Annotated in this window: 24 protein-coding genes; 16 read left to right on the top strand and 8 right to left on the bottom strand. The window is 66.4% G+C overall.

What is annotated here, in order from left to right; all coding sequences use genetic code 11:
• Positions 1 to 774 (bottom strand): IclR family transcriptional regulator, encoded by a 774-nt coding sequence (locus NYP18_RS05985; protein ID WP_259427442.1) that lies wholly within the window; start codon positions 772 to 774, stop codon positions 1 to 3.
• An 833-nt stretch (positions 775 to 1,607) separates the two neighbouring features.
• Between NYP18_RS05985 and rpsO the strand changes: the two genes are divergently transcribed.
• A complete protein-coding gene (gene rpsO / locus NYP18_RS05980; protein ID WP_126121530.1) occupies positions 1,608 to 1,877 on the top strand; it encodes a 30S ribosomal protein S15 in 270 nt (89 codons plus the stop codon).
• Positions 1,878 to 1,939: 62 nt separating this feature from the next.
• Here rpsO and NYP18_RS05975 read toward each other — a convergent pair whose 3' ends face one another.
• Complete coding sequence (locus tag NYP18_RS05975; protein ID WP_259427256.1) at positions 1,940 to 2,446, bottom strand: CPBP family intramembrane glutamic endopeptidase; 507 nt, start codon at positions 2,444 to 2,446, stop codon at positions 1,940 to 1,942.
• 86 nt (positions 2,447 to 2,532) lie between these two features.
• Here NYP18_RS05975 and NYP18_RS05970 point away from each other — a divergent pair, with 86 nt between their 5' ends.
• The gene (locus NYP18_RS05970) at positions 2,533 to 4,776 is read left to right on the top strand and encodes a polyribonucleotide nucleotidyltransferase (protein WP_259427255.1); all 2,244 of its coding nucleotides are present in this window, start codon (positions 2,533 to 2,535) and stop codon (positions 4,774 to 4,776) included.
• Between the two features lie 77 nt (positions 4,777 to 4,853).
• Positions 4,854 to 5,324: a M23 family metallopeptidase gene (locus NYP18_RS05965; RefSeq protein ID WP_259427254.1), complete on the top strand. Its 471-nt coding sequence runs from the start codon at positions 4,854 to 4,856 to the stop codon at positions 5,322 to 5,324.
• A gap of 151 nt (positions 5,325 to 5,475) precedes the next feature.
• Here NYP18_RS05965 and NYP18_RS05960 read toward each other — a convergent pair whose 3' ends face one another.
• Both NYP18_RS05960 and NYP18_RS05955 read right to left on the bottom strand, forming a co-directional pair.
• Complete coding sequence (locus NYP18_RS05960; protein WP_259427253.1) at positions 5,476 to 6,099, bottom strand: AMIN-like domain-containing (lipo)protein; 624 nt, start codon at positions 6,097 to 6,099, stop codon at positions 5,476 to 5,478.
• Positions 6,096 to 6,353, bottom strand: a complete 258-nt coding sequence (locus NYP18_RS05955; protein WP_369415245.1) for a VOC family protein — start codon at positions 6,351 to 6,353, stop codon at positions 6,096 to 6,098. Before NYP18_RS05955 ends, NYP18_RS05960 begins: the two co-directional genes overlap by 4 nt.
• A 119-nt stretch (positions 6,354 to 6,472) precedes the next feature.
• On the opposite strand from NYP18_RS05955, the gene dapB reads away from it, so the two are divergent.
• The 7 genes from dapB to NYP18_RS05920 all read left to right on the top strand — a co-directional run bounded on the left by dapB (position 6,473) and on the right by NYP18_RS05920 (position 15,896).
• Positions 6,473 to 7,219 carry a 4-hydroxy-tetrahydrodipicolinate reductase gene (gene dapB / locus NYP18_RS05950; protein ID WP_259427251.1) on the top strand — a complete coding sequence of 249 codons (747 nt, stop codon included), beginning with the start codon at positions 6,473 to 6,475 and terminating at the stop codon, positions 7,217 to 7,219.
• A gap of 3 nt (positions 7,220 to 7,222) precedes the next feature.
• A complete protein-coding gene (gene thyX / locus NYP18_RS05945; RefSeq protein WP_126121525.1) occupies positions 7,223 to 7,981 on the top strand; it encodes an FAD-dependent thymidylate synthase in 759 nt (252 codons plus the stop codon).
• A 42-nt stretch (positions 7,982 to 8,023) separates the two neighbouring features.
• On the top strand, positions 8,024 to 8,932 hold the full coding sequence (gene dapA / locus NYP18_RS05940) for a 4-hydroxy-tetrahydrodipicolinate synthase (protein WP_259427250.1): 909 nt from the start codon (positions 8,024 to 8,026) through the stop codon (positions 8,930 to 8,932).
• Between the two features lie 2 nt (positions 8,933 to 8,934).
• A complete protein-coding gene (locus tag NYP18_RS05935; protein WP_259427249.1) occupies positions 8,935 to 11,016 on the top strand; it encodes a ribonuclease J in 2,082 nt (693 codons plus the stop codon).
• A 41-nt stretch (positions 11,017 to 11,057) separates the two neighbouring features.
• The gene (locus NYP18_RS05930) at positions 11,058 to 11,684 is read left to right on the top strand and encodes a TIGR03085 family metal-binding protein (RefSeq protein ID WP_259427248.1); all 627 of its coding nucleotides are present in this window, start codon (positions 11,058 to 11,060) and stop codon (positions 11,682 to 11,684) included.
• An 85-nt stretch (positions 11,685 to 11,769) separates the two neighbouring features.
• Positions 11,770 to 14,619: an FtsK/SpoIIIE family DNA translocase gene (locus NYP18_RS05925; RefSeq protein ID WP_259427247.1), complete on the top strand. Its 2,850-nt coding sequence runs from the start codon at positions 11,770 to 11,772 to the stop codon at positions 14,617 to 14,619.
• Between the two features lie 164 nt (positions 14,620 to 14,783).
• Entirely contained in the window at positions 14,784 to 15,896 is a 1,113-nt protein-coding gene (locus tag NYP18_RS05920; protein WP_259427246.1) for a TerC family protein, read from the top strand.
• Between the two features lies 1 nt (position 15,897).
• Here NYP18_RS05920 and NYP18_RS05915 read toward each other — a convergent pair whose 3' ends face one another.
• Positions 15,898 to 16,203, bottom strand: coding sequence for a YciI family protein (locus tag NYP18_RS05915; RefSeq protein WP_259427245.1), 306 nt, complete (start codon positions 16,201 to 16,203; stop codon positions 15,898 to 15,900).
• Between the two features lie 43 nt (positions 16,204 to 16,246).
• Here NYP18_RS05915 and pgsA point away from each other — a divergent pair, with 43 nt between their 5' ends.
• The 4 genes from pgsA (at position 16,247) to NYP18_RS05895 (ending at position 18,511) form a co-directional block, all read left to right on the top strand.
• Positions 16,247 to 16,792: a CDP-diacylglycerol--glycerol-3-phosphate 3-phosphatidyltransferase gene (gene pgsA / locus NYP18_RS05910; protein ID WP_259427244.1), complete on the top strand. Its 546-nt coding sequence runs from the start codon at positions 16,247 to 16,249 to the stop codon at positions 16,790 to 16,792.
• Entirely contained in the window at positions 16,789 to 17,262 is a 474-nt protein-coding gene (locus NYP18_RS05905) for a CinA family protein (protein ID WP_259427243.1), read from the top strand. Before pgsA ends, NYP18_RS05905 begins: the two co-directional genes overlap by 4 nt.
• Before the next feature lie 8 nt (positions 17,263 to 17,270).
• Entirely contained in the window at positions 17,271 to 17,597 is a 327-nt protein-coding gene (locus tag NYP18_RS05900; RefSeq protein ID WP_259427242.1) for a helix-turn-helix domain-containing protein, read from the top strand.
• 80 nt (positions 17,598 to 17,677) lie between these two features.
• Positions 17,678 to 18,511: a PspA/IM30 family protein gene (locus NYP18_RS05895; protein ID WP_259427241.1), complete on the top strand. Its 834-nt coding sequence runs from the start codon at positions 17,678 to 17,680 to the stop codon at positions 18,509 to 18,511.
• A gap of 80 nt (positions 18,512 to 18,591) precedes the next feature.
• Here NYP18_RS05895 and NYP18_RS05890 read toward each other — a convergent pair whose 3' ends face one another.
• Genes NYP18_RS05890 through NYP18_RS05880 form a run of 3 tightly spaced genes read right to left on the bottom strand, consistent with a single transcriptional unit; the run spans position 18,592 to position 20,473 of the window.
• Positions 18,592 to 19,203 (bottom strand): CbiQ family ECF transporter T component, encoded by a 612-nt coding sequence (locus NYP18_RS05890; protein WP_259427240.1) that lies wholly within the window; start codon positions 19,201 to 19,203, stop codon positions 18,592 to 18,594.
• On the bottom strand, positions 19,200 to 19,889 hold the full coding sequence (locus NYP18_RS05885; protein WP_259427239.1) for an energy-coupling factor ABC transporter ATP-binding protein: 690 nt from the start codon (positions 19,887 to 19,889) through the stop codon (positions 19,200 to 19,202). Before NYP18_RS05885 ends, NYP18_RS05890 begins: the two co-directional genes overlap by 4 nt.
• Positions 19,889 to 20,473, bottom strand: a complete 585-nt coding sequence (locus tag NYP18_RS05880; protein WP_259427238.1) for a biotin transporter BioY — start codon at positions 20,471 to 20,473, stop codon at positions 19,889 to 19,891. Before NYP18_RS05880 ends, NYP18_RS05885 begins: the two co-directional genes overlap by 1 nt.
• Before the next feature lie 78 nt (positions 20,474 to 20,551).
• On the opposite strand from NYP18_RS05880, the gene NYP18_RS05875 reads away from it, so the two are divergent.
• Positions 20,552 to 20,767, top strand: coding sequence for a DUF3046 domain-containing protein (locus NYP18_RS05875; RefSeq protein ID WP_259427237.1), 216 nt, complete (start codon positions 20,552 to 20,554; stop codon positions 20,765 to 20,767).
• A 217-nt stretch (positions 20,768 to 20,984) separates the two neighbouring features.
• Entirely contained in the window at positions 20,985 to 22,124 is a 1,140-nt protein-coding gene (gene recA / locus NYP18_RS05870) for a recombinase RecA (RefSeq protein ID WP_259427236.1), read from the top strand.
• The last annotated feature ends 12 nt before the right edge of the window (positions 22,125 to 22,136 follow it).

The following is a 22,136-nucleotide window of genomic DNA, read 5'->3' as shown; positions in this document are numbered from 1 at the left end:
TCACGTCAGGCCTTCGCCACTGCCTGGTGGCAGCATGTGCCCGCCGTTTCCTCCCAGTTCCTGAGAGAGACGGCGGGTTGTTTCCGTCAACACTTCTGCCAGCTTCTCTTGATTGTCCTTCTGAACCAGGGACTTGGGGGCCACCAGGGAAAGGACCAGGGGAATGGGGTCGGCAGCGGCGAAAGCCGCAGCAGACATTGAGGACACTCCCGGCAGGACGCTGTCGGAGACCATCGCATATCCCTTCCGGAGAATCTCTTCCCGGGTCTCCGGGAAGTGCTCCCACCGTTGCCTGGCCAGCGGATCGGCGGCGATCTCGGCGTCGAGAAGCTTCTTCACCATGCTCTCCGGCAAGGTGCTCAGGTAGATCAGTCCGGCACTGGAACCCAGAAGCGGCAGGCTGGCACCGATGCGCACCGTGATGCTGATGGTGTGCGCACCATATGCCCAGTTGACCAGCGTGGGGCCAGCATCGCCCCACACAAAGACGTTCACTGAATGGCCGGTTCGGTCCCGAAGCTCCATCGCATGGTTGGAGGCGCTCTGGACTTCGTTTGTCCGGCGCAGGGCCTCCGCGCCGATCCGTCTCATGGCCGGGCCCAGGTCGTAGAAACTTGTGCCGGCATCCTGCTGCGTCATACCCACGCGGCCGAAGCTCACCAGGTAGCGATGGGCCTTGCTGGGTGGCATCTCCGCCAGTTTGCTGACTTCGGAGAGGGAGAGCGGGCGTCCAGCATTCGCCATCGCGTTAAGGATCTGCATACCCGTCTCCACAGACTGGATGCCTTGACGGGGCGTCTTACCTTCATCCACCGCAATCGTCCTCTCTAATCTTTGCTCAATGATGATACTGCCATTCGGTTCCGGACCGGAGAGAACTGTCGCCCTGCTTTTCGGTTCTGCTGCAAAGCTGCAGTACAGGGCAAGTGAAGCGCGGACCGACACATCATCGTATCCCTGCTCGAACGCTTAGCCTCGATCCACCGATCGACTTGCGGTGGTGAGTTGTGTTCCAAAGCAGGTGTGCCCAGAAATTTGAGGCAGAGGTGATCTCCGGATCGCATATTCTCCTGGTCATTCCACGTGTTCTTGTTTGTCTCGCGCCGAAGGAGTTCGACTCGGGTGGTCGGACGGGGGCGGTTGTCGATGGTGGGCGGCTGTGATCGAACAGTCGGGTCCACTGGGTTTTCGACTGCCGTTGTTCAAGCAGGTGCAGAATCAACCACCGGGCGCTGCGTGCTAGGCGGGCGGCAACCGTGATGACCATGCGCCGGATTATTGTCGCGATGCCATCGGCCAACGCAGTACCGGTGATGGTCCCGGCCGCTTGGGTGAGGTTGAAGGCCATGACCGGGCACACCAGCCAGGCGGTGTTTACGATGAACCCCGGATGATAAATATGCCAGCGTGCTGTCAGGTCCGCGCTGACCTGACAGCACGCTGGCGGCGAATGGTCTTGGTTCGTTTCGGACGTGAGGAATTTGGCCCCCAGACCCCCAACCGGTAAGATTCCCCGAGGCTTCATGCGACTGCGGTCCACAGCAGTTGCGCCCACCGGATGGCCGGTGATCCTTCATGTGGACTGAAACAAGGAAAAGAGAAATCCCATGGCTCTGACTTCTGAGCAGAAGAAGACGATCCTCGCCGAGTACGGTCTCCACGAGACCGACACCGGTTCCCCGGAGGCTCAGGTCGCGATGCTGACCAACCGCATCAACACCCTGACCGAGCACCTGAAGTTCCACAAGCACGACCACCACTCCCGTCGTGGCCTGCTGCTGCTCGTCGGTCGTCGCCGTGGCCTGCTGAAGTACCTGGCCGGCGAGAACATCGGCCGCTACCGTGACCTGATCGCCCGCCTGGGCCTGCGTCGCTAGTCGCTGATCTTCCCCAGAACCCGCCCCGCCGACACGGCCGGGCGGGTTTTGCCGTCCCCGGCTCACTGGTAGAGCAGTCCCGCGGTCACGTTGGTCAGCACATGGGCGACCACCGCCGGCCACACGGAACCGGAACGCCACCGCAGCATGCCGAGGGCCAGGCCGATGAGGAACTGCACGGGCAGCAGCACCCACAGGGCCGGTTCCACCAGGACCAGCAGCAGGTGGGGGAGAAGGAAGGCCACGGCCTGGCCCCACACCGCCGCCCGCACACCCCAGCGGGAATCGAGCCAGCCCTGGAGGAAACCGCGGAAGAAGATCTCCTCACCCGCCGCGGCGGCCGCCACCCCGAGCAGGCCGCCCAGGCCGGCGGAACCCAACGCGGAGGCCGGGATATTCATCGCCGCGACATGGCCGGCGAGGAATCCGAGGAGGCCTGCGACCACACCCCAGCCGATCCACCACCAGCCCGCCGCGATGAGGCCGTTACGGCGGAAAGCCGCCGGCGCACCCCGGCGGGCGGTGAGGTCCACGAGCGTCGGCAAGCACCATATGGCCAGCATGAGCATGCCTGCTAGAATAGACCTTCGTTGTATCAAGGACGACACATTTTCGGTGGCATCGACGATCACCGACCTCTCATTGAAGGAGATACATGAGCAATCCCGTGACTTTTCACGTGGACGAGGACTTCGGGGTGACCGAGGCCGCCGTAGAGATCGACAACGGTGCCTTCGGTACCCGCACGATCCGTTTTGAGACCGGCCAGCTGGCCCGCCAGGCCGGCGGTTCCGTCACCACCTACCTGGATGATGAGAACATGCTGCTGGCCACAGTCACCGCATCCAACCAGCCACGCGAGGGCCTGGACTTCTTCCCGCTGACCGTGGACGTCGAGGAGCGGATGTACGCCGCGGGCCGCATCCCCGGTTCCTTCTTCCGCCGTGAGGGACGTCCCGGCACGGAGGCCATCCTGGCCGCCCGCCTGATCGACCGCCCGCTGCGCCCCACCTTCGTGTCGGGTCTGCGCAACGAGGTCCAGGTCATCATCACCGTGCTCTCGCACAACCCGGCGGATTACTACGACGTCGTCGCCATCAACGGCGCCTCCGCCGCCACCCAGCTCTCCGGCCTGCCGGTCTCCGGTCCGGTCGGCGCTGTCCGCGTGGCGCTGATCACCGACGAAAAGCACCCGAAGGGCCAGTGGATCGCCTTCCCGACCCACGAGCAGCGTGAGAAGAGCGTCTTCGAGATGGTCGTCTCCGGCCGCCTCCCCGGGCAGGGCAAGGGCAGCTCCGACGATGTCGCCATCATGATGGTGGAGGCCGGCGCCGCCGATCACGCCCTCCAGCTCATCGAGGGCGGTGCCCCGACCCCGACCGAGGATGTCGTCGCCCAGGGCCTGGAGGCCGCGAAACCCTTCATCGCCCTCCTGTGCCAGGCCCAGGCCGGCCTCGCTGAGCGCGCCGCCAAGGAGCGCCAGGAGTTCCCGCTGTTCCCCGCCTACTCCGACGAGGTCTTCTCCGTGGTGAAGAAGAAGGCGGAGCAGAAGCTGACCAAGCTGATGACCATCAAGGGCAAGCACGAGCGCGAGGACGCCGCCAACGCCTACATGGTGGAGATCGAGGAGTCCCTGCTGGACACCTTCGCCACCGAGGACGCCTCCAAGCAGATCCGCGCCGCCTTCAACTCCCTGATGAAGCAGATCGTGCGCAACAAGATCCTCACCGAGGGCTTCCGTATCGACGGCCGCGGCCCCTCCGACATCCGCGACCTCGGCGTCGAGGTGGACCTCATCCCGCGCGCCCACGGCTCCGCCCTCTTCGAACGCGGCGAGACCCAGATCCTCGGTGTGACCACCCTGGACATGCTCAAGATGGAGCAGCAGATCGACTCGCTGTCCGCGGAGACCTCCAAGCGCTACATCCACCACTACAACTTCCCGCCGTACTCCACCGGCGAGACCGGCCGCGTGGGTTCCCCGAAGCGCCGCGAGATCGGCCACGGCGCCCTCGCCGCGCGCGCCATCGAGCCGGTGCTGCCGACGCGTGAGGAGTTCCCCTACGCCATCCGCCAGGTCTCCGAGGCCCTGGGGTCCAACGGTTCCACCTCCATGGGTTCCGTCTGCGCCTCCACCCTCGCCCTGTACAACGCCGGTGTGCCGCTGAAGGCCCCGGTCGCGGGTATCGCCATGGGCCTGGTCTCCGATGAGGTCGACGGTGAGACCCGCTATGTCTCCCTCACCGACATCCTCGGTGCGGAGGACGCCTTCGGTGACATGGACTTCAAGGTGGCCGGCACCGCCGAGTTCATCACCGCCCTGCAGTTGGACACCAAGCTCGACGGCATCCCCTCGAAGGTGCTCGCCGACGCCCTGTCCCAGGCCCGTGACGCCCGTCTGGCAATCCTGGACACCATGGCCGAGGTCATCGACGCCCCGGACGAGATGTCCGACCTGGCGCCGAAGATCACCAGCCTGAAGATCCCGGTGTCCAAGATCGGTGAGCTCATCGGCCCGAAGGGCAAGACCATCAACTCCATCACGGAGGAGACCGGCGCGGACGTGTCCATCGAGGATGACGGCACCGTGCACGTCTCCGCCACCACCGGTGCGGCCGTCGACGCCGCGATGGACAAGATCAACTCCATCGCGAACCCGCAGCTGCCCAAGATCGGTGAGCGCTTCCTGGGCACCGTGGTCAAGACCGTGCCGTTCGGCGCCTTCGTCTCCCTGACCCCGGGCCGTGACGGCCTGATCCACATCTCCAACCTGGGTGGCGGCGAGCGCATCGAGAAGGTCGAGGACGTGATCAACGTGGGCGATAAGATCCAGGTCGAGATCGCCGACATCGACAACCGCGGCAAGATCTCCCTGGTCCCCGTCGAGGGCCAGAACTAGACCGCACCTGCTTGTCGACGCCCCCGTCCGCTCCCCTCAGGGAGCAGGCGGGGGCGTTTGTTCCGCATACTGGGGGCGTGGACGATCCAGTGATACTCCGATTCCCGCTCACCGGACGTTGGCTGGCGCGCAACAGTCCCGCCCGGAAGGTCCCCAGCCACGGCAGCCACCTGCTCGGCACCACGTATTCGATTGATCTGATCGGGGTGGATGAGCGGGGGAGGTCTGCACCGTGGGGCTGGGCCTCCGCCTTCGGCACCGAACGGCCGGAGAAGTTCGCCGGCTTCGGCCGGCCGGTCCTCGCCCCGGTCGGCGGGCAGGTGGTCATGGCCCATGACGGGGAAACGGACCACGTGGCCCGCCGGTCCCAGCTCACGCTCGTGCCTTATGTCCTCAGCCAGCTGGCCCGGTACCGCCGTGGTGGAATCACCGCGATCACCGGCAACCACGTCATCATCGACGCCGGTGGGTATTACGTGAGCATGGTGCACCTGCGGCGGGGCTCGGTCCGGGTGCAGTCGGGCCAGCAGGTGATGGCGGGGGAGTAGATCGGGGAGTGCGGCAACTCCGGCAACTCCACTCAGCCGCACCTGCACATCCAGGTCACGGACTCACCTGACTGGGAGAACTGCCGGGGCCTGCCCATGACATTCCGTTTCGCGGACGGTTCGGTGGGCATGCCCGGGGAGGGTGAGATCATCACTGGTGCTCGAAGTCGATGACCACGCGGGTGGGGTTGTGCAGCAGGGTCACGGAGTAGGGGAGTTGTTCGTCCAGGCCGATGTAAGCCTCGGTGTAGCCCTCGAAGATGCTGGTGTAGGCGATCTCGTTGACCTGGCCAGCACCCGGGAAGGTACCCGGATCGAGAGGGTCCTCGATCCCGAGCTCGAAGGGGTAGGTCGTGTTGGTGATCATCACGTGCAGGAAGGCGTTGCCGGCCACGTCGACGGGGTTTCCGGAGGCCTGTTGGAGCGGCTCGTCGACGTAGTCGATCTGCCAGCCGGGGTCGGCGCCGTCGGTGAGGTCGAAGACGACCCGGTCGAAGCCCTGGTGGCTGCCCGCGCGGATGTTGTCGAGGATGATGAAGTCCTCGCTCCACTGTGTCTCCTGGGCTTTCGGCAGCAGGTCCGGCTTGCCCAGGGGCCGTTCATCGGCTGTGGCGGTCGGGTTGGCCGTGGCGGTCACCGTTGAGGTACCCGACTCTGAGTCGGTGGCGATGGTCGTGGTCGGGGCGGAGGAAACACCGCCGTTGCCGCAGGCGACGAGCAACAGCGCAGCAGCGGTGAGGGCGGCGGGGAGCAGGGGGCGTCGATAAGCGGTCATGGATCCATCGTAGTTGCCGCATCCGGCTGGATCAGCTGGATGTAGTGGCCGCAGGTGTCGTCGAAGACCGCGACGGTGACCGGACCAGCCTCGATGGGCGCCATGAGGAAGCACACCCCGAGTTCGCGCAGGCGGGCGTGTTCGGCGTGGATATCGGCGACCTCGAACTGGGGGAAGGCCCGGGTGGCGGGATGTCCCATGGGTTCCAGCAGCAGTTCGGGGCCCTCCGGCTGCTCCGGGGAGACCAGCGTCAGCCAACGGGCTGATGCGCATGCCCGGATTCTAGTGGCACCCCGTGGGGAGTGCCGTGGCCCTGTCCGGCTACGTGCAGCCTAGACTGGGACACCGGATAACCGACATAACAGGAGGAACCATGGCCATCAAGGTGGGAGTACTCGGCGCGAAGGGACGCGTGGGTTCGGCGGTGTGCGAGGGCGTGAACGCCGCAGAGGATCTCGAGCTGGTGGCGCAGGTCGATCAGGACGATGATCTGCAGACGCTTATCGACGCCGGCGCGGAGGTCGTCGTCGACTTCACCACCCCGGGTTCCGTGATGGGCAACCTGGAGTTCTGCATCGCCAACGGCATCCACGCCGTGGTGGGCACGACCGGCTTCGACGAGGAACGCCTCAACCAGGTCCGGCAGTGGTGCGCGGCTGACGGTGCGGGCAACGTCCTCATCGCCCCGAACTTCGCCATCTCCGCGGTGCTGGCCATGGCGTTTGCGAAGCAGGCCGCCCGTTTCTTCGATTCCGCCGAGGTCGTGGAGTACCACCACCCCCATAAGCTGGACGCCCCCTCCGGCACCGCGATCCACACCGCACAGGGCATCGCCCGGGCGCGTGAGGAGGCCGGCCTCGGCCCGATCCCGGACGCCACCGAGCAGACGCTCGAGGGTGCCCGCGGCGCTGACGTCGACGGCGTCAAGGTCCACGGCATCCGCATGACCGGCATGGTCGCCCACGAGGACATCATCTTCGGCTCCCAGGGACAGACCCTGACCATCCGCCAGGACTCCTACGACCGCACCTCATTTGTGCCCGGCGTGCTCCTCGGCGTGCGCGAGGTCGCCGGCCACGACGGCCTGACCGTGGGACTCGACGGCTACCTGGGGGTCTAGGCGATGGCGAAGCCCGTCGAACTGGACGTCCAGCTGATCGCAGCGACCCGCTTCACCCCGCCGGAGGGGGTGGACTGGGCGGCTGATGACACGGCCACCGACGCCGAGGCGCTCGTCGAGTTCGCCGGCCGCGCCTGCTACGAGTCCTTCGGCAAACCCAACCCGCGCACCGCGGCGAACGACGCCTACCTCCGCCACATCATGGAGGTCGGCCACACCGCCCTACTGGAGCACGCCACCGCCACGCTCTACATCCGCGGCATCTCCCGCTCGGCCACCCATGAGCTGGTCCGCCACCGGAACTTCAGTTTCTCGCAGCTCTCGCAGCGTTTCGTCCACTCGGACGAAGCCGAGGTCGTGCTGCCGAAACTCATCGCCGACGATCCGCAGCTCGCCGACCTGATGCTGCGTGCCGTCGACGAATCCCGCTTCATCTACCAGGAGCTTCTCGACGCCCTCGAGGAGCGGCTCACCGACGAACCCAACGCGCTGCTGCGCAAGAAGCAGGCCCGCCAGGCGGCCCGCAGCGTACTACCCAACGCGACGGAGTCCCGCATCGTCGTCACCGGCAACTACCGGGCCTGGCGCCACTTCATCGGTGCCCGCGCGACGGAACACGCCGACGTCGAGATCCGGGCACTGGCGGTGGCCTGTCTGCGTCTGCTGGCGCAGCAGTCCCCGGTACTGTTCGCGGATTTCCAGATCTCCCGGCTGGCCGACGGCACCGAGATGGCCGTCAGCCCCTACGCCACCGAATTCTAGTGATTCCCCCAGAGGAAAGGTAAGCAGGTAACCTTGACCACCATGAGTACAGGTTTGACAGCGAAGACCGGATCCGAGCACTTCGGTACCGTCTGCGTCGCCATGGTCACCCCCTTCGACCGTGACGGCGCCCTTGATGTTGAAGCCGGCCGTCGCCTCGCAGCACACCTCGTCGACAACGGACTTGATTCCCTGGTGCTGGCAGGCACCACCGGTGAGTCGCCGACGACGACGGTGGCGGAGAAGACGGCTCTGCTCAGGGCCGTGAAGGAGGAGGTCGGCGACCGCGCGAAGCTCATCGCGGGTGCCGGCACCAACAACACGGCCGATTCTGTTGAGCTTGCACGGGCCTCCGCCGAGGCTGGCGCCGACGCGCTGCTGGTGGTCACCCCGTACTACTCCAAGCCCAGCCAGGAAGGGCTCTACCAGCACTTCTCGGCTGTCGCAGGCGCCACTGACCTCCCCGTGTGCCTCTACGACATCCCGCCGCGTTCCTCGATCCCGATCGAGCAGGGAACCCTCCGCCGACTCGCCGAGATCCCCAACATACTTGCGGTCAAGGATGCAAAGGGTAATATGGGTGAGTCTGCGCTGCTCATGCACGAGACCGGTCTCGCCTACTACTCCGGCGATGACCCGCTGAACATCCCGTGGCTGTCGATCGGCGCCACAGGTTTCATCTCCGTGGTCGGTCATGCCGCACCACGTGCCCTGCGTGAGCTCCACACAAGTTTCGAGGAAGGCGACCTCGCCCGTGCGCGGGAAATCAACGCCACTGTTCTTACACCGCTGATCGCCGCCCAGGCCCGCCTGGGTGGTGCCAGCATGGCCAAGGCTGCCCTGCGACTGCAGGGCATTGAGGTGGGGGACCCGCGTCTGCCTGTCGTCGCACCTGACGAGCAGGAGATCGAGGCCCTCCGCCGTGACATGGAAAAGGCTGGAGTCCTTTAAATATGACTGAATCCCGTAATCGTGCCCGGAAGGTCACCCGTAAGGCTGGTCCGCCGGAGACCGAGAGTTCTTCCGCATCCCCGGTCTTCCAGGCACCGAATCCGGAGACGAGCGGTTCCGAATCCACCGCACCCGCCAAGGGCGGACAGGAACCTGAGAACACCTCCCGCGGTTCCGGCCGCTCCCGGGGTACCTCGGGTTCCGGCCGGGGACGCGGCTCCCGCGGCGGCCGTGGCGGCCAGGGCCAGGCTAACCAGGGCGGCGGCCAGGGGCAGGGCGGCCAGCAGGGGGGTGGCCGCGGGCGTCGTAACGTGGTCAAGTCCATGCAGGGCGCTGACCTGACCAAGCGCCTGCCGGCCCCGCCGAAGGCACCGCGTAACGGTCTGCGCATCTACGCGCTCGGCGGTATCTCTGAGATCGGCCGCAACATGACGGTCTTCGAGTACAACAACCGTCTGCTCATCGTCGACTGCGGCGTGCTCTTCCCCTCCTCGGGCGAGCCGGGCGTCGACCTGATCCTGCCGGACTTCGGCCCGATCGAGGATCACCTGGACCGCGTCGATGCCCTCGTGGTCACCCACGCTCATGAGGACCACATCGGCGCGATCCCGTGGCTGCTCAAGCTGCGTGCGGACATCCCGATCCTGGCCTCCCGCTTCACGCTCGCGCTCATTGCCGCCAAGTGCAAGGAGCACCGCCTGCGTCCGAAGATGATTGAGGTCAACGCCCAGTCCGACGAGAACCGCGGCCCGTTCAACATCCGTTTCTGGGACGTGGACCACTCGATCCCGGACTGCCTGGGCCTGGCCATCAAGACCGGCGCCGGTCTGGTGATCCACACCGGCGACATCAAGCTGGACCAGCGTCCGCCGAGCGGCCGTCCCACCGACCTGCCGGCACTGTCCCGGTTCGGCGACGAGGGCGTCGACCTGATGCTGTGCGACTCCACCAACGCCACTACCCCGGGTGTCTCGCCGTCTGAGTCCGAGATCATCCCGACACTCAAGCGTCTGATCGGCGAAGCGAACCAGCGCGTGATCTTCGCTTCTTTCGCCTCCAACGTCTACCGGGTGCAGGCTGCCATCGACGCGGCCGTGGCCAACGGCCGTAAGGTCGCCTTCAACGGTCGTTCGATGATCCGCAACATGGAGATCGCCGAGAAGATGGGGTACCTCAAGGCCCCGCGCGGCACCATCGTCTCCATGGATGACGCAGCCAAGCTGGCCCCGCACAAGGTCCTGCTGATCACCACCGGCACCCAGGGCGAGCCGATGGCCGCCCTATCCCGCATGGCGCGTCGTGAGCACCGCCAGATCACTGTGCGTGACGGCGACATGATCATCATGTCCTCCTCACTCATCCCGGGCAACGAGGAGGCGATCTACGGCGTCATCAACATGCTGTCCCAGATCGGTGCGAACGTCGTCACCGGCAATGACGCCAAGGTCCACACCTCCGGTCACGGCTACGCCGGTGAGTTGTTGTTCCTCTACAACGCGGCCCGTCCGAAGAACGCCATGCCGGTCCACGGTGAGTGGCGTCACCTGCGGGCAAACAAGGAACTGGCCATCGCCACCGGCACCCCCCGCGAGAACGTGGTGCTCGCGCAGAACGGTGTCGTCGTCGACCTGGTCGACGGCCGCGCCAGGGTCGTCGGTCAGATCCCGGTGGGTAACCTCTACGTGGACGGCACCACCATGGGAGACATCGACGCCGATGTCCTCGCCGACCGCACCAGTCTGGCCTCCGGTGGCCTGATCTCGATCACCGCGGTGATCGACAACCGCACCGGCCGTCTCATGGAGACCCCGACTGTGCAGACCAAGGGATTCTCCGACGACGATCGTGCCATGACGCCCGAGGTCCGCGAGCTGGTCGAGAACGTGATGAACGATCTCGCCGCCGAGGGCGAGAACAACCCCTACCGCATGGTCCAGCAGCTGCGCCGCCGGATCTCCCGCTTCGTGGAGCAGAAGTGGCGCCGCGAGCCGATGATCCTGCCGACGGTCGTCCCGATGAGCTCCGATCTAGACGAGACCATCGACGACGCAGAGGTCCGGGCTTCCGCACCTCCGTCGCTCTAGGTCCTCCGCCGGACATGCACCCCAGCACTATGCTGGGGTGCATGTCTTTTTCCTCCGCCGAACGCGCCCGCCTCGCCGACCTCCTGCTGGAACTCGGCCCTGATGCCCCCACCCTCTGCGAAGGGTGGAACACCCGCGATATGGCGGTGCACCTGTACCTGCGTGAGAACAATCCGCGGGCGGCCGCCGGGATGTTCGTGCCGGCGATGTCCGGCTTCCTGGCACGCGCGAGCGCGAAGGCCGGCGAGCGTGACTACACCGAGCTGGTCGGTGACTGGGCGGCCGGGCCGGGCCGGTTCAACCCGGTCCGCTTCGTCGATCCCGTCATGAACCTGGCGGAGCATTTCGTCCACCACGAGGACGTCCGCCGCGGGGACGGGGTGGCCCGTCCCCGGGACTTCAGCCGCGTGGTGCAGGAGCAGCTCTACCGTGTCCTCTCCACGATGGCTCCCCGCACCCTGAAGAGCAGCACCGTGCCTGTCATCCTGCACGCGACCGGTTTCCCACGGATCATCGCGGCGGATCAGCGGGGCGTGAGCGCAGACGGAGAGAACGTCCTGCGGATCCGGGGGGACGTGGGGGAGCTGCTGCTGTGGGTCTTCGGGCGGGACGCCGTGGAGCTGAAGGTTGAGGGAAACCTCGAGTGCGCCCGCAGGTCAGGCTTGTAGACTTGATATAAATGCAGCGGAATTCGACCAGGTGTCCGGTGTGGCTGATGTGAATAGTGTGGCATGAGCAACTACAGTGGGGATCATGTCTGTACGAAACTCGGCGCCACGTTCAACCAAGCGCTCCCCGAACAAGGGGCGCACGGCTGACCGCACCCGACCCGCGGGGACCACACGCTCCCGGGGTTCCGGCACTGCGGTCACCCCGAGGTCCGCTTCCCGCGCTGCCGAGACCTCCGAGGAGAGGACCGGCAGCGCTTTTCGTGCTGTCAGCGACGGGGTCAGCACCTTCTTCGGTGCCACCGCCCGCGGCATGGGCAACCTCACCCGGTCGGCGCGCCGCCGCGGATCAGACGACGAGACAACGGAACGGGAGACGGGGAAGACCACGGTCATCGCCAAAAACACCGGTGACGACGACGAGGACCAGCGTCCGGGAGCCGACATGGACGGTGTCGCGCTCCTCCTCCTCGGCCTGGCGGCGGTGCTCGGTGCCTCCGTCTGGCTGGACATCGCCGGCCCAGTCGGCGAGGCGATCTCGCACGTCACCCACCTGGTCATCGGGGCGGGCGCACTCGTCCTGCCCGTCGCACTCGTCGGCCTGGCCGTCGCCCTCATGCTGGGCGTGAGCAACCTCCCCGGCGACCGGCCCCGCATCGCCGTGGGCACCACCCTCATCGTGGTGTCCATGCTCGGACTGGTGCACGTCTTCGCGGGCAACCCGACCGACTGGGTCGGCCGTGCCACCGCGGGCGGTGCCCTGGGCACCTGGACCGGTGGCACACTTGCCGCGGGTTTCAGTTCCTATGTTGCGGTCCCGCTGCTCGTCCTGGTCATCATCTACGGGGCGCTCAAGGTCACCGGCATCACCACCCGCGAGGCATTCGATCATGTCCGCGAACTCATCGGTGACCTCCGCGGCACGGAGGAGGCCTTCGACGACGTCGAGGACGATGACATCTACGGCCACGTCGACGACGACATCGAGGAACTCACCGAGGGCCGCCGACGCACCCCGCGCCCCGCTGTCACGCCGGCGCCGAGGAAACGAGCGCTGCCGCGGGCGTCGAGAAGCACCCCGCTGGACAACTACCCCGCCGAGCCTGAGCACGCCGAGGAATTCGAGCACGACACCCAGCACACCCTCTTTGACACCCCGGTCAGCCGGGAGGTCACCGACACCGACGAGTTCCCGGCCGTGGCCCCGGAGGCCGCCGAGGACGCCGTCGCCCAGTCACACCAGGCGATGCGCCGGGCGATCGTCGCCCGCCAGGTACCCGCAGCCACCCCGAAGTCCGAGCGCGAGGAGACCCCCGCGCCGGCACCGGCCGCGCGCCAGCCGGAGACGACCACCGACTACCAGCTGCCGAGCACCGACCTGCTCATCGACGGCGACAAACCCAAGACCCGGACCGAGGCCAACGACCGGATGATCGAGGCGATCACCGACGTTTTCGCCGAGTTCCACGTCGACGCCACCGTCACCGGTTTCTCCCGCGGCCCGACCGTCACCCGCTACGAGGTGGAGCTGGGCCCGGGCGTGAAGGTCTCCAAGATCACCAACCTGCAGTCCAACCTGGCCTACGCCGTGGCGACCGACAACGTGCGCCTGCTCACCCCGATCCCGGGCAAATCGCTCGTCGGTATCGAGGTGCCCAACAGCGACCGCGAGATGGTCCGGCTGGCGGATGTCCTCAACGCACCCGCCACCCGCGGCAACCACGACCCCATGCTCATCGGCCTGGGCAAGGACATCGAGGGTGAGTTCGTCTCCCACTCGGCACAGAAGATGCCGCACCTGCTGGTCGCCGGTTCCACCGGCTCCGGTAAGTCCGCCTTCATCAACTCGATGCTCGTCTCCCTGCTCACCCGCGCCACCCCTGAGGAGGTCCGCCTCATCCTCGTCGACCCGAAGATGGTCGAACTGACCCCCTACGAGGGCATCCCGCACCTGATCACCCCCATCATCACCCAGCCGAAGAAGGCCGCCGCGGCCCTCCAGTGGCTGGTTGAGGAGATGGAACAGCGCTACCTGGACATGAAGTCCACCCGCGTGCGCCACATCAAGGACTACAACCGCAAGGTCAAGTCCGGCGAGATCACCGCCCCGCCCGGTTCCCAGCGGGAGTACCGCCCGTACCCCTTCATCATCTGCGTGGTCGACGAGCTCGCCGACCTCATGATGACCGCCCCGAAGGAGATCGAGGAATCGATCGTCCGCATCACCCAGAAGGCGCGTGCGGCCGGCATCCACCTCGTCCTGGCCACCCAGCGACCCTCGGTCGACGTGGTCACCGGCCTGATCAAGACGAACGTCCCCTCCCGTCTCGCCTTCGCCACCTCCTCGCTCACCGACTCCCGCGTCATCCTCGACCAGCCGGGCGCGGAGAAACTCATCGGCATGGGCGACGCCCTGTTCATCCCCCAGGGCGCGGGCAAGCCTCAGCGCCTGCAGGGTGCCTTCGTCACCGACGAGGAGGTCCAGGCGGTCGTGGATGCCGCCAAGGGCCAGGCTGAGCCCACCTACACCGAGGGTGTGACCGACGACAAGACCTCCGACGCGAAGAAGGAGATCGACGAGGACATCGGCAAGGACATGGACGACCTGCTCGAGGCCGTCGAACTCGTCGTCACCTCGCAGCTCGGCTCAACCTCCATGCTCCAGCGCAAGCTGCGCATCGGCTTCGCCAAGGCCGGCCGTCTCATGGACCTCATGGAGACCCGCGGCGTGGTCGGCCCCTCCGAGGGGTCCAAGGCCCGCGACGTCCTGGTCAAACCCGACGAGCTGGACACCATCATCTGGATGATCAAGGGCGCCGACCCGGCCGAGGCGCCCAAGGAGGCCGGCTGGGAGGACGAGGCCCCCACCGGGGAACCGGAGGGGGAGACCCGCGTCGTGCAGGCGACCTACAACCCATCGGCAGGGGCTTTTTAGGCGCCGGTTGTGTATAGTGTGACTTTGTCATGGAGGGGAGTACCTCATAATCGGCACTGACCGTCAGCACGGCCCCACGGCCCGGTCGCGTCGGCCCGCAGAGTCTGCGGGTGGGGGAGACCTCCGGTCATTCATCTACCCAGAAAAGACCGGAGGCATTGGCCTTGACCATTCCATTGTGGATCTGGATCGCCACCATTGCGGTGATTCTCGGATTCTTCGTTTTCGACTTCTACAGCCACGTCCGTACCCCGCATGAGCCCACGCTCAAGGAATCGGGGATCTGGTCGGCGTTCTACGTCGGCATCGCGCTGTTGTTCGGTGTGTTCGTCTACTTCATGTGGGACCACCAGCACGGCATCGAGTACTTCACCGGCTATGTGACGGAGAAGGCGCTGAGCGTGGACAACCTCTTCGTGTTCGCCCTGATCATGGGCGCCTTCAAGATCCCGCGCAAATACCAGCAGAAGGTGCTGCTCATCGGCATTGTGCTGGCGCTGGTCTTCCGCCTGGTGTTCATCCTCATGGGTGCCGCCGTCATCTCCGCCTGGTCGGACGTGTTCTACCTGTTTGCGGCCTTCCTGCTGTGGACCGCGGTCAAGCTGCTGTGGGACGAGATCACCGACGCCCCAGAGACCGACCCCAACGACATGCGGATCATCAAATGGCTGCGCAAGGTCGTGCCGGTCACCCCGGGCTACGACGGCGACAAGCTCACCACCCGCTTCCACGGAAAATTTGCCCTCACGCCGCTGTTCGTGGCGCTGGTGGCCATCGGCCTCGTGGACGTCATGTTCGCCTTCGACTCCATCCCGGCGATCTACGGCATCACCACGGAGGCCTACCTGGTGTTCACCACCAACGCCTTCTCGCTGATGGGCCTGCGCCAGATGTACTTCCTGCTCGACGGTCTGCTTGACCGTCTGGTCTACCTGCCCTACGGCCTGGCGCTGATCCTGGGCTTCATCGGCGTGAAGCTGCTGCTGCACGCCCTGCACGAGAACAACCTGCCGTTCGTCAACGGCGGTGACAACGTGACGGTGCCGGAGATCGCGACGGAATGGTCGCTGGTGGCCATCGTGGGCATCCTGACGGTGACGGTGCTCGCGTCCATCTGGCGCAACCACTGGGAGAAGTCCCAGGGTGCCATCGACACCCGCGTCTTCGTCCGCGAGGAAGAGCATGAGCTCACCGACGACGAGAAGTACGGGGATGCGGAGCCGGACCTGCCGGCCGATCAGACCGGCCAGGCAGGCATCCCGCGCAACAGGGAGTAGGTCAGTTCCCGTCCGGGCCGCGGAACACGTTCAGCACGGGGTTCCACTCCCGGACGGTGCGGCCCGCAAGCGCGTTCTCGCGGGTGAACGGGTCGTTATCCATGAGCTCCTCGGCGTCACGCAGCGTGGCGGTCTCGGGGAGACGGATGATGATCAGCGCGCTGCCCTCACCGTCGGTGTAGGGGCCGGAGCCGACGAGCTGGCCCGCGGCGGCCAGGGTGGCCAGCCATTCGCGGTGTTCGGGGCGCAGCGCGACAATCTCCGCTGCCTCATGGGGGTACTGGTAATGGACTGCAAAGTATTTCATGCCTAGAAATGCTACTCGGCCCCGGGCAGGTAGGGTGTGTGGCGTGACTGCACCGACGCCCGCGAAACCCAGCAACTTCAACCTGCCCAATGTGTTGACGAGTCTGCGGATCGTGGTCATCCCGCTGTTCGTCTGGCTCGTGCTGGCCGATCACATGTGGTGGGCCTTCGGCGTCTTCGTGGCCCTGATGATCACCGACAAACTTGACGGGGACATCGCCCGGGCCCGCAACCTGGTGACGGACTTCGGCAAGATCGCCGACCCGATCGCCGACAAGGCCCTCATGACCGCCGCGCTGGTCAGTCTGAACATCATCGGTGTCCTGCCCGTCTGGGTCACCGTCGTGATCCTGGTGCGTGAGTTCGGCATCACCGTCTGGCGGATGGTCATGCTGCGCCGTGGGCTGGTCGTCCCCGCATCGAAGGGTGGCAAGGTCAAGACCACCCTGCAGGCAGTCGCCGTGGGCCTGTACCTGATGCCCCTGCCGGCGTGGATGGATCTGCCGAGCTGGCTGGTCATGCTCGCCGCCGTGGTGGTCACCGTGTGGACGGGTGTGCAGTACCTGATCGATTCCCGGCGGCAGCCGTGACCCTCGTCGACGCGTTGCGCAGCCGCGGTCTCACCGTCGCGTTCTGCGAGTCCCTGACCGCGGGCCTGGCCACCGCGACGCTCGCCGACACCCCCGGTGCCTCCACGGTGTTGCGGGGCGGGCTGATCACCTACGCCACCGAGCTGAAGATGTTGCTCGCAGGTGTCCCGGCTCAGGTGCTGGACACCTTCGGTCCCGTCTCCACGGAGGCGGCCGCCGCCATGGCGGTGGGGGTGCGCAAGGTCTGCCTCGCGGACTGGGGCGTGTCCCTGACCGGGGTGGCCGGACCCGATCCACAGGACGGACGCCCGGTGGGGGAGGTCTGGATCGGTTACGCGGACGAGGGCGGCGTCGAGACACAGGGACACAACTTCACCGGCTCCCGCCGGGAGATCCGGGAGGCCGCCGTGGCCGCCGCACTGGAAGGGTTGCTGGCCCGGGTGGAACAAACCGGTGCCGCTGGTCGTTAGAAGGAGTAATGGTTACCACCGCTGTCATTGATACCCCGCTCGTCGCTCCCCGGCGGGCCCCTGAACCCCTGCTCCGGGAGGCACTCGGTGCTGCCCTCCGCTCGTTCCGGGCGGAAAAGGGCATCACTCTGCGGGAACTCGCAGAATCTGCGCGTGTCTCACCCGGTTACCTGTCCGAACTGGAACGCGGCCGCAAGGAGGTCTCCTCCGAACTGTTGGCGTCCGTGTGCCATGCGCTGGGCACCTCGGTCGCGGACGTCCTCATCGAGGCCGCCGGTTCCATGGCGCTCCAGTCCGTCACGGAGGAATTCGTCACGGGCACCCTGCGCGCATAACACCGCCCGACGGTACGTGGTTCTGTCCGCTACCATGGTGGCGTTAACGTTGAACAAAATCTAGGAAGGCCCGATCCGACATGGCTAATCCCTTCGTCAAGGCATGGAAGTACCTGATGGCGCTGTTCGACTCGAAGATCGAGGAGAACGCCGATCCGAAGGTGCAGATTCAGCAGGCCATCGAGGACGCGCAGCGCCAGCACCAGGAGCTGTCGCAGCAGGCCGCTGCCGTCATCGGCAACCAGCGTCAGCTGGAAATGCAGCTGAACCGTCGTCTCGGCGAGATCGAGAAGCTCCAGGCCAACACCCGTCAGGCCCTGCAGCTGGCTGACAAGGCCCGCGCCGAGGGCGATGAGAAGAAGGCCGTCGAGTACGAGAACGCTGCCGAGGCCTTCGCCGCCCAGCTGGTCACCGCGGAACAGTCCGTCGAGGACACCAAGCAGCTTCACGACCAGTCCCTGCAGCAGGCTGACCAGGCCAAGCAGGCCGTCGAGCGCAACTCCATGGCCCTGCAGCAGAAGGTCGCCGAGCGCACCAAGCTGCTCTCCCAGCTGGAGCAGGCCAAGATGCAGGAGAAGGTCTCTGAGTCCCTGCAGTCCATGAACTCCATCACCGCCGGTTCCACCCCGAACCTGGACCAGGTGCGCGAGAAGATCGAGCGCCGCTACGCCAACGCGCTCGGCCAGGCCGAGCTGGCTCAGAACTCTGTCGAGGGCCGCATGGCCGAGGTGCAGCAGGCCGGCATCCAGATGGCCGGACACTCCCGCCTCGAGCAGATCCGCGCTGAGATGAAGGGCGGCAACGAGCTGTCCTCCCCGGCCGCGGACAAGGCGATCGAGGGCGGCGCGCCCGGTGCCGACAACGTCGCCGATGACGCCGTCGCCCGCCGCATGCGCGAACTGCGCGGCGAGTAGCCCGTAGACAAGCAGACTCCCCGGAAACCACTGGTTTCCGGGGAGTTTTTCTGTGCCTGGGGCGAGGGCGGATTTCAGGATCAGTCGCCGACACCGCGGGCGGTGAGGGCCTCCGCGAGCAGCCGGGCGCGGCGGATGGAACGGATGAGCACGGGGGTGCCGAAGGCCGCGATGGAGAAGCCTGCCCCGCGGGCCTTACGTGCGGCCAGCACCTCCTGCACGGTGGCCAGCTGGAGGGGGATGAGGCGGAAGGTCAGGGAGACCGCCAGGGAGATGGTCTCCACGGGCAGGCCGAAGCGGGCGAAGGGGGACAGCCCCTTCTCGATCGCTCCCATCAGTTCAGCGATGGTGGTGGTCAGGGTGAGCAGCGCGGCGGCGGCCACGGAGGCCCACAGGACGAGCACCATGGTCAGCGCGAGGTCGAGGCCGCGCTGCCACCACTGGAAGGCTCCCAGTGCCAGCAGGACCGGCAACACGGGGAGGGTCTGCCCGAGGGCCATCCGCAGTGGCACGCGGGCCACCACATAACCCACGGCCACCACGCCCAGCCACAGGGTGGCCATGGCAGGGGTGTCCACCAGCAAGGTGGAGGTCAGGATGAGGGCCAGGAGGGCGAGGAATTTCCAGCCTGCGGGGGCACGGTGGATCAGGGTGTTCCCGGGAAGGTGGACACCCAGCGGGATGTTCCTCACGCCAGCATCACTCCCCGGTAGTGGGCGCACACCTCGCGGGGGTTGCCGTCGGCGATGATGCGGCCGTTGTCCAGGCAGATGACGCGGTCGAAGTCCTCGAGGAGGTCCAGGTCGTGGGTGACCACGATGAGCTGCTGCTCCAGCGCGGCGAATTCCCGGGCGATGCGGACGCGGTTGCGCAGGTCGAGCAGTGTGGTCGGTTCGTCGGCGATGATCAGCTCGGGTTCGATGACCAGGACGGCGGCGAGCGCGAGCAGCTGTTTCTGACCGCCGGAGAGCGTGTGGGGGGAGGCCTCGGCCAAAGGGGTGAGGCCGAAGCGGTCGAGGGCGGCGTCGACACGTGCGTCGCGTTCGGCGCGGGAGAGTTTCAGGCGGCGCAGGGAGAAGGCGACGTCGTCACGCACCTGGGGCATGACGATCTGGTTCTCGGCGTCGGAGAAGACGAAGCCGACACGGCGGCGGATCTCCCGGCCGTATTTGTCCACGTCGCGTCCGTCCATGCTGACCTGCCCCGAGGTGGGGGAGCCCAGTCCGTTGATGAGCCGGGCGAGGGTGGATTTGCCGGAGCCGTTGGCGCCGATGACGCCGATCCGGTGTTCGGTGAGCTCCAGGTTGACCTGGTCCAGAGTGGGGGAGATGTCTCCGTCGAAGACGACGGAGACATTGTCGAAGGTGATGGCGGGCATTATTTCCTGCGGGAGAGGAGGTCGGGGAAAGCGGCGTGGATGCCGAGGGCGATGACCACCATGACGGCGAATTTCGCGGCGTCCGGGATGAGGAAGGCGCCCTGGGCGATGATCGACTCGCCCAGGCTCAGTCCGGCCCGCCACACCAGTCCCAGGGCGCCGAAGAAGTACTGGAGCAGCAGGCCGACAGCGGCGGCGCCGGTGAACCACATGACCTGGGCACCGCGGTTGCGTGCGGGGGCACGGTAGGCGATGGCGCCCGCGACACCGGCAGAGACGAGGTATCCGACGAGGTAGCCGACGGTCGGGCCGGCCAGGGCCGCGAGCGTGGTGCGCCCACCGGCGAGCACGGGCAGGCCGATGAGGCCGAGGAAGAGGACGAGCGCGGCGACGAGGAAGCCGCGGCGGCCACCGAGGACGAGGCCGGCCAGCACGATCGCCGCGTTCTGGAGGACGATCGGCACGCCGGCGGCGCCGAGGGGGATGGCGACGAAGGCGAGCACGATGATCAGGGCCGCGAAAACAGCAACATATGCCAGGTCCTGGACCGTGGACCGCGAGGTGCGGGTGGTGGTTGTGGTCATGGGGACACGGTAGCACTGAACGGTGTTCAGTCGAGCGTCGGGGAGGCCTGTGGACACAGGTCCCGGTATCATGCGGGCATGCGACTGACGGAATTCCATCAGCTCCTCGAGGACGAGTTCGGGCGGGCCCACGCGCGGTTCCTCGCGCACTCCCACGTGCTCGTCTCCAGTGGGCGCACCCCGGAGCAGCTCATCGAGGACGGCGTTGACCTGCGCAAGGTGTGGCTGGAGCTGTGTGATGACTTCGACGTTCCGGAGGGGCGCCGACTGGGACGTGATGACCCCAGCCGCTGACGTTGCTTTCGAACAAACGTGCGTGTAAGTTCGAACTCGACGATCCTTGTGTCCCACCCTGTGGATACCGTGGGGCCAGAACATCGTGCGGGAGGGCGGACATCCCTGAACCGGGAGCCTTTCGGGGGCGAACGGAGTCCAAGAGGATATGGACACTTTCCTGCCCGACCAACCCACCGACGTCACCACAGACCACCCAACAGAAGGAAACGCCACCATGGCAACCAAGAAGAAGGCCACCTCCGCCAAGGGCGATGACCGGCAGAAGGCTCTCGACGCCGCGCTGGCGATGATCGAGAAGGACTACGGCAAGGGCGCGGTCATGCGCCTCGGTGACGAGAACCGTCCGCCGATCCAGGTCATCTCTTCCGGCAACACCGCGATCGATGTGGCCCTCGGCATCGGAGGTTTCCCCCGCGGCCGCGTCGTCGAGATCTACGGCCCGGAGTCCTCCGGTAAGACGACCGTGGCGCTGCACGCCATCGCCCAGGCGCAGAAGGCCGGCGGTATCGCCGCCTTCATCGACGCCGAGCACGCACTGGACCCCGACTACGCCAAGAAGCTCGGCGTGGACACCGACAACCTGCTGGTCTCCCAGCCGGACACCGGCGAGCAGGCCCTGGAGATCGCAGACATGCTCGTGCGCTCCGGCGCCATCGACATCCTCGTCATCGACTCCGTCGCGGCCCTGACCCCGAAGGCCGAGATCGAGGGCGAGATGGGTGACAGCCACGTTGGCCTGCAGGCCCGTCTGATGAGCCAGGCACTGCGCAAGATGACCGGAGCCCTGCACACCTCCGGCACCACCGCCATCTTCATCAACCAGCTGCGCGAGAAGATCGGCGTCATGTTCGGCTCCCCGGAGACCACCACCGGCGGTAAGGCACTGAAGTTCTACGCCTCGGTCCGCCTCGACGTACGCCGCATCCAGACACTCAAGGACGGCCAGGACGCCATCGGTAACCGCACCCGCGTCAAGGTGGTCAAGAACAAGGTCTCCCCGCCCTTCAAGATCGCCGAGTTCGACATCATCTACGGCGAGGGCATCTCCCGGGAGTCCTCCATCATCGACCTCGGTGTGGAGAACGGCATCGTGAAGAAGTCCGGCTCCTGGTTCACTTACGAGGGTGACCAGCTCGGGCAGGGCAAGGAGAAGGCCCGCCTGCTGCTCAAGGAGACTCCGGAGCTGGCCGACGAGATCGAGCGCAAGATCTTCATCAAGCTGGGCATCGGGCCCGAGGCGGCCGCCGCAGGCGACACCCTCACCGACGAGCCGGTCGACATGGTGCCCAACGTCGACTTCGACGACGAGGCCGAGGCTGAAGTTGAAGCCGAGGCTGCGGCCACCGCGGAATAGCGGGGCAGGAGG

Origin of the sequence: Corynebacterium lemuris (assembly GCF_024919295.1) — a bacterium.
Lineage (GTDB): Bacteria > Actinomycetota > Actinomycetes > Mycobacteriales > Mycobacteriaceae > Corynebacterium > Corynebacterium lemuris.
The sequence above is the reverse complement of the archived record's forward strand: the minus strand, read 5'-3'. Positions and strand labels throughout refer to the sequence as shown.

Coding starts and splice junctions, on each gene's coding strand:
- rpsO (WP_126121530.1), top strand. CDS start 1,608: ATGGCTCTGACTTCTGAGCAGAAGAAGACGATCCTCGCCGAGTACGGT.
- NYP18_RS05975 (WP_259427256.1), bottom strand. CDS start 2,446: ATGCTCATGCTGGCCATATGGTGCTTGCCGACGCTCGTGGACCTCACC.
- NYP18_RS05970 (WP_259427255.1), top strand. CDS start 2,533: ATGAGCAATCCCGTGACTTTTCACGTGGACGAGGACTTCGGGGTGACC.
- NYP18_RS05960 (WP_259427253.1), bottom strand. CDS start 6,099: ATGACCGCTTATCGACGCCCCCTGCTCCCCGCCGCCCTCACCGCTGCT.
- dapB (WP_259427251.1), top strand. CDS start 6,473: ATGGCCATCAAGGTGGGAGTACTCGGCGCGAAGGGACGCGTGGGTTCG.
- thyX (WP_126121525.1), top strand. CDS start 7,223: ATGGCGAAGCCCGTCGAACTGGACGTCCAGCTGATCGCAGCGACCCGC.
- dapA (WP_259427250.1), top strand. CDS start 8,024: ATGAGTACAGGTTTGACAGCGAAGACCGGATCCGAGCACTTCGGTACC.
- NYP18_RS05935 (WP_259427249.1), top strand. CDS start 8,935: ATGACTGAATCCCGTAATCGTGCCCGGAAGGTCACCCGTAAGGCTGGT.
- NYP18_RS05930 (WP_259427248.1), top strand. CDS start 11,058: ATGTCTTTTTCCTCCGCCGAACGCGCCCGCCTCGCCGACCTCCTGCTG.
- NYP18_RS05925 (WP_259427247.1), top strand. CDS start 11,770: ATGTCTGTACGAAACTCGGCGCCACGTTCAACCAAGCGCTCCCCGAAC.
- NYP18_RS05915 (WP_259427245.1), bottom strand. CDS start 16,203: ATGAAATACTTTGCAGTCCATTACCAGTACCCCCATGAGGCAGCGGAG.
- NYP18_RS05900 (WP_259427242.1), top strand. CDS start 17,271: ATGGTTACCACCGCTGTCATTGATACCCCGCTCGTCGCTCCCCGGCGG.
- NYP18_RS05895 (WP_259427241.1), top strand. CDS start 17,678: ATGGCTAATCCCTTCGTCAAGGCATGGAAGTACCTGATGGCGCTGTTC.
- NYP18_RS05885 (WP_259427239.1), bottom strand. CDS start 19,889: ATGCCCGCCATCACCTTCGACAATGTCTCCGTCGTCTTCGACGGAGAC.
- NYP18_RS05880 (WP_259427238.1), bottom strand. CDS start 20,473: ATGACCACAACCACCACCCGCACCTCGCGGTCCACGGTCCAGGACCTG.
- NYP18_RS05875 (WP_259427237.1), top strand. CDS start 20,552: ATGCGACTGACGGAATTCCATCAGCTCCTCGAGGACGAGTTCGGGCGG.
- recA (WP_259427236.1), top strand. CDS start 20,985: ATGGCAACCAAGAAGAAGGCCACCTCCGCCAAGGGCGATGACCGGCAG.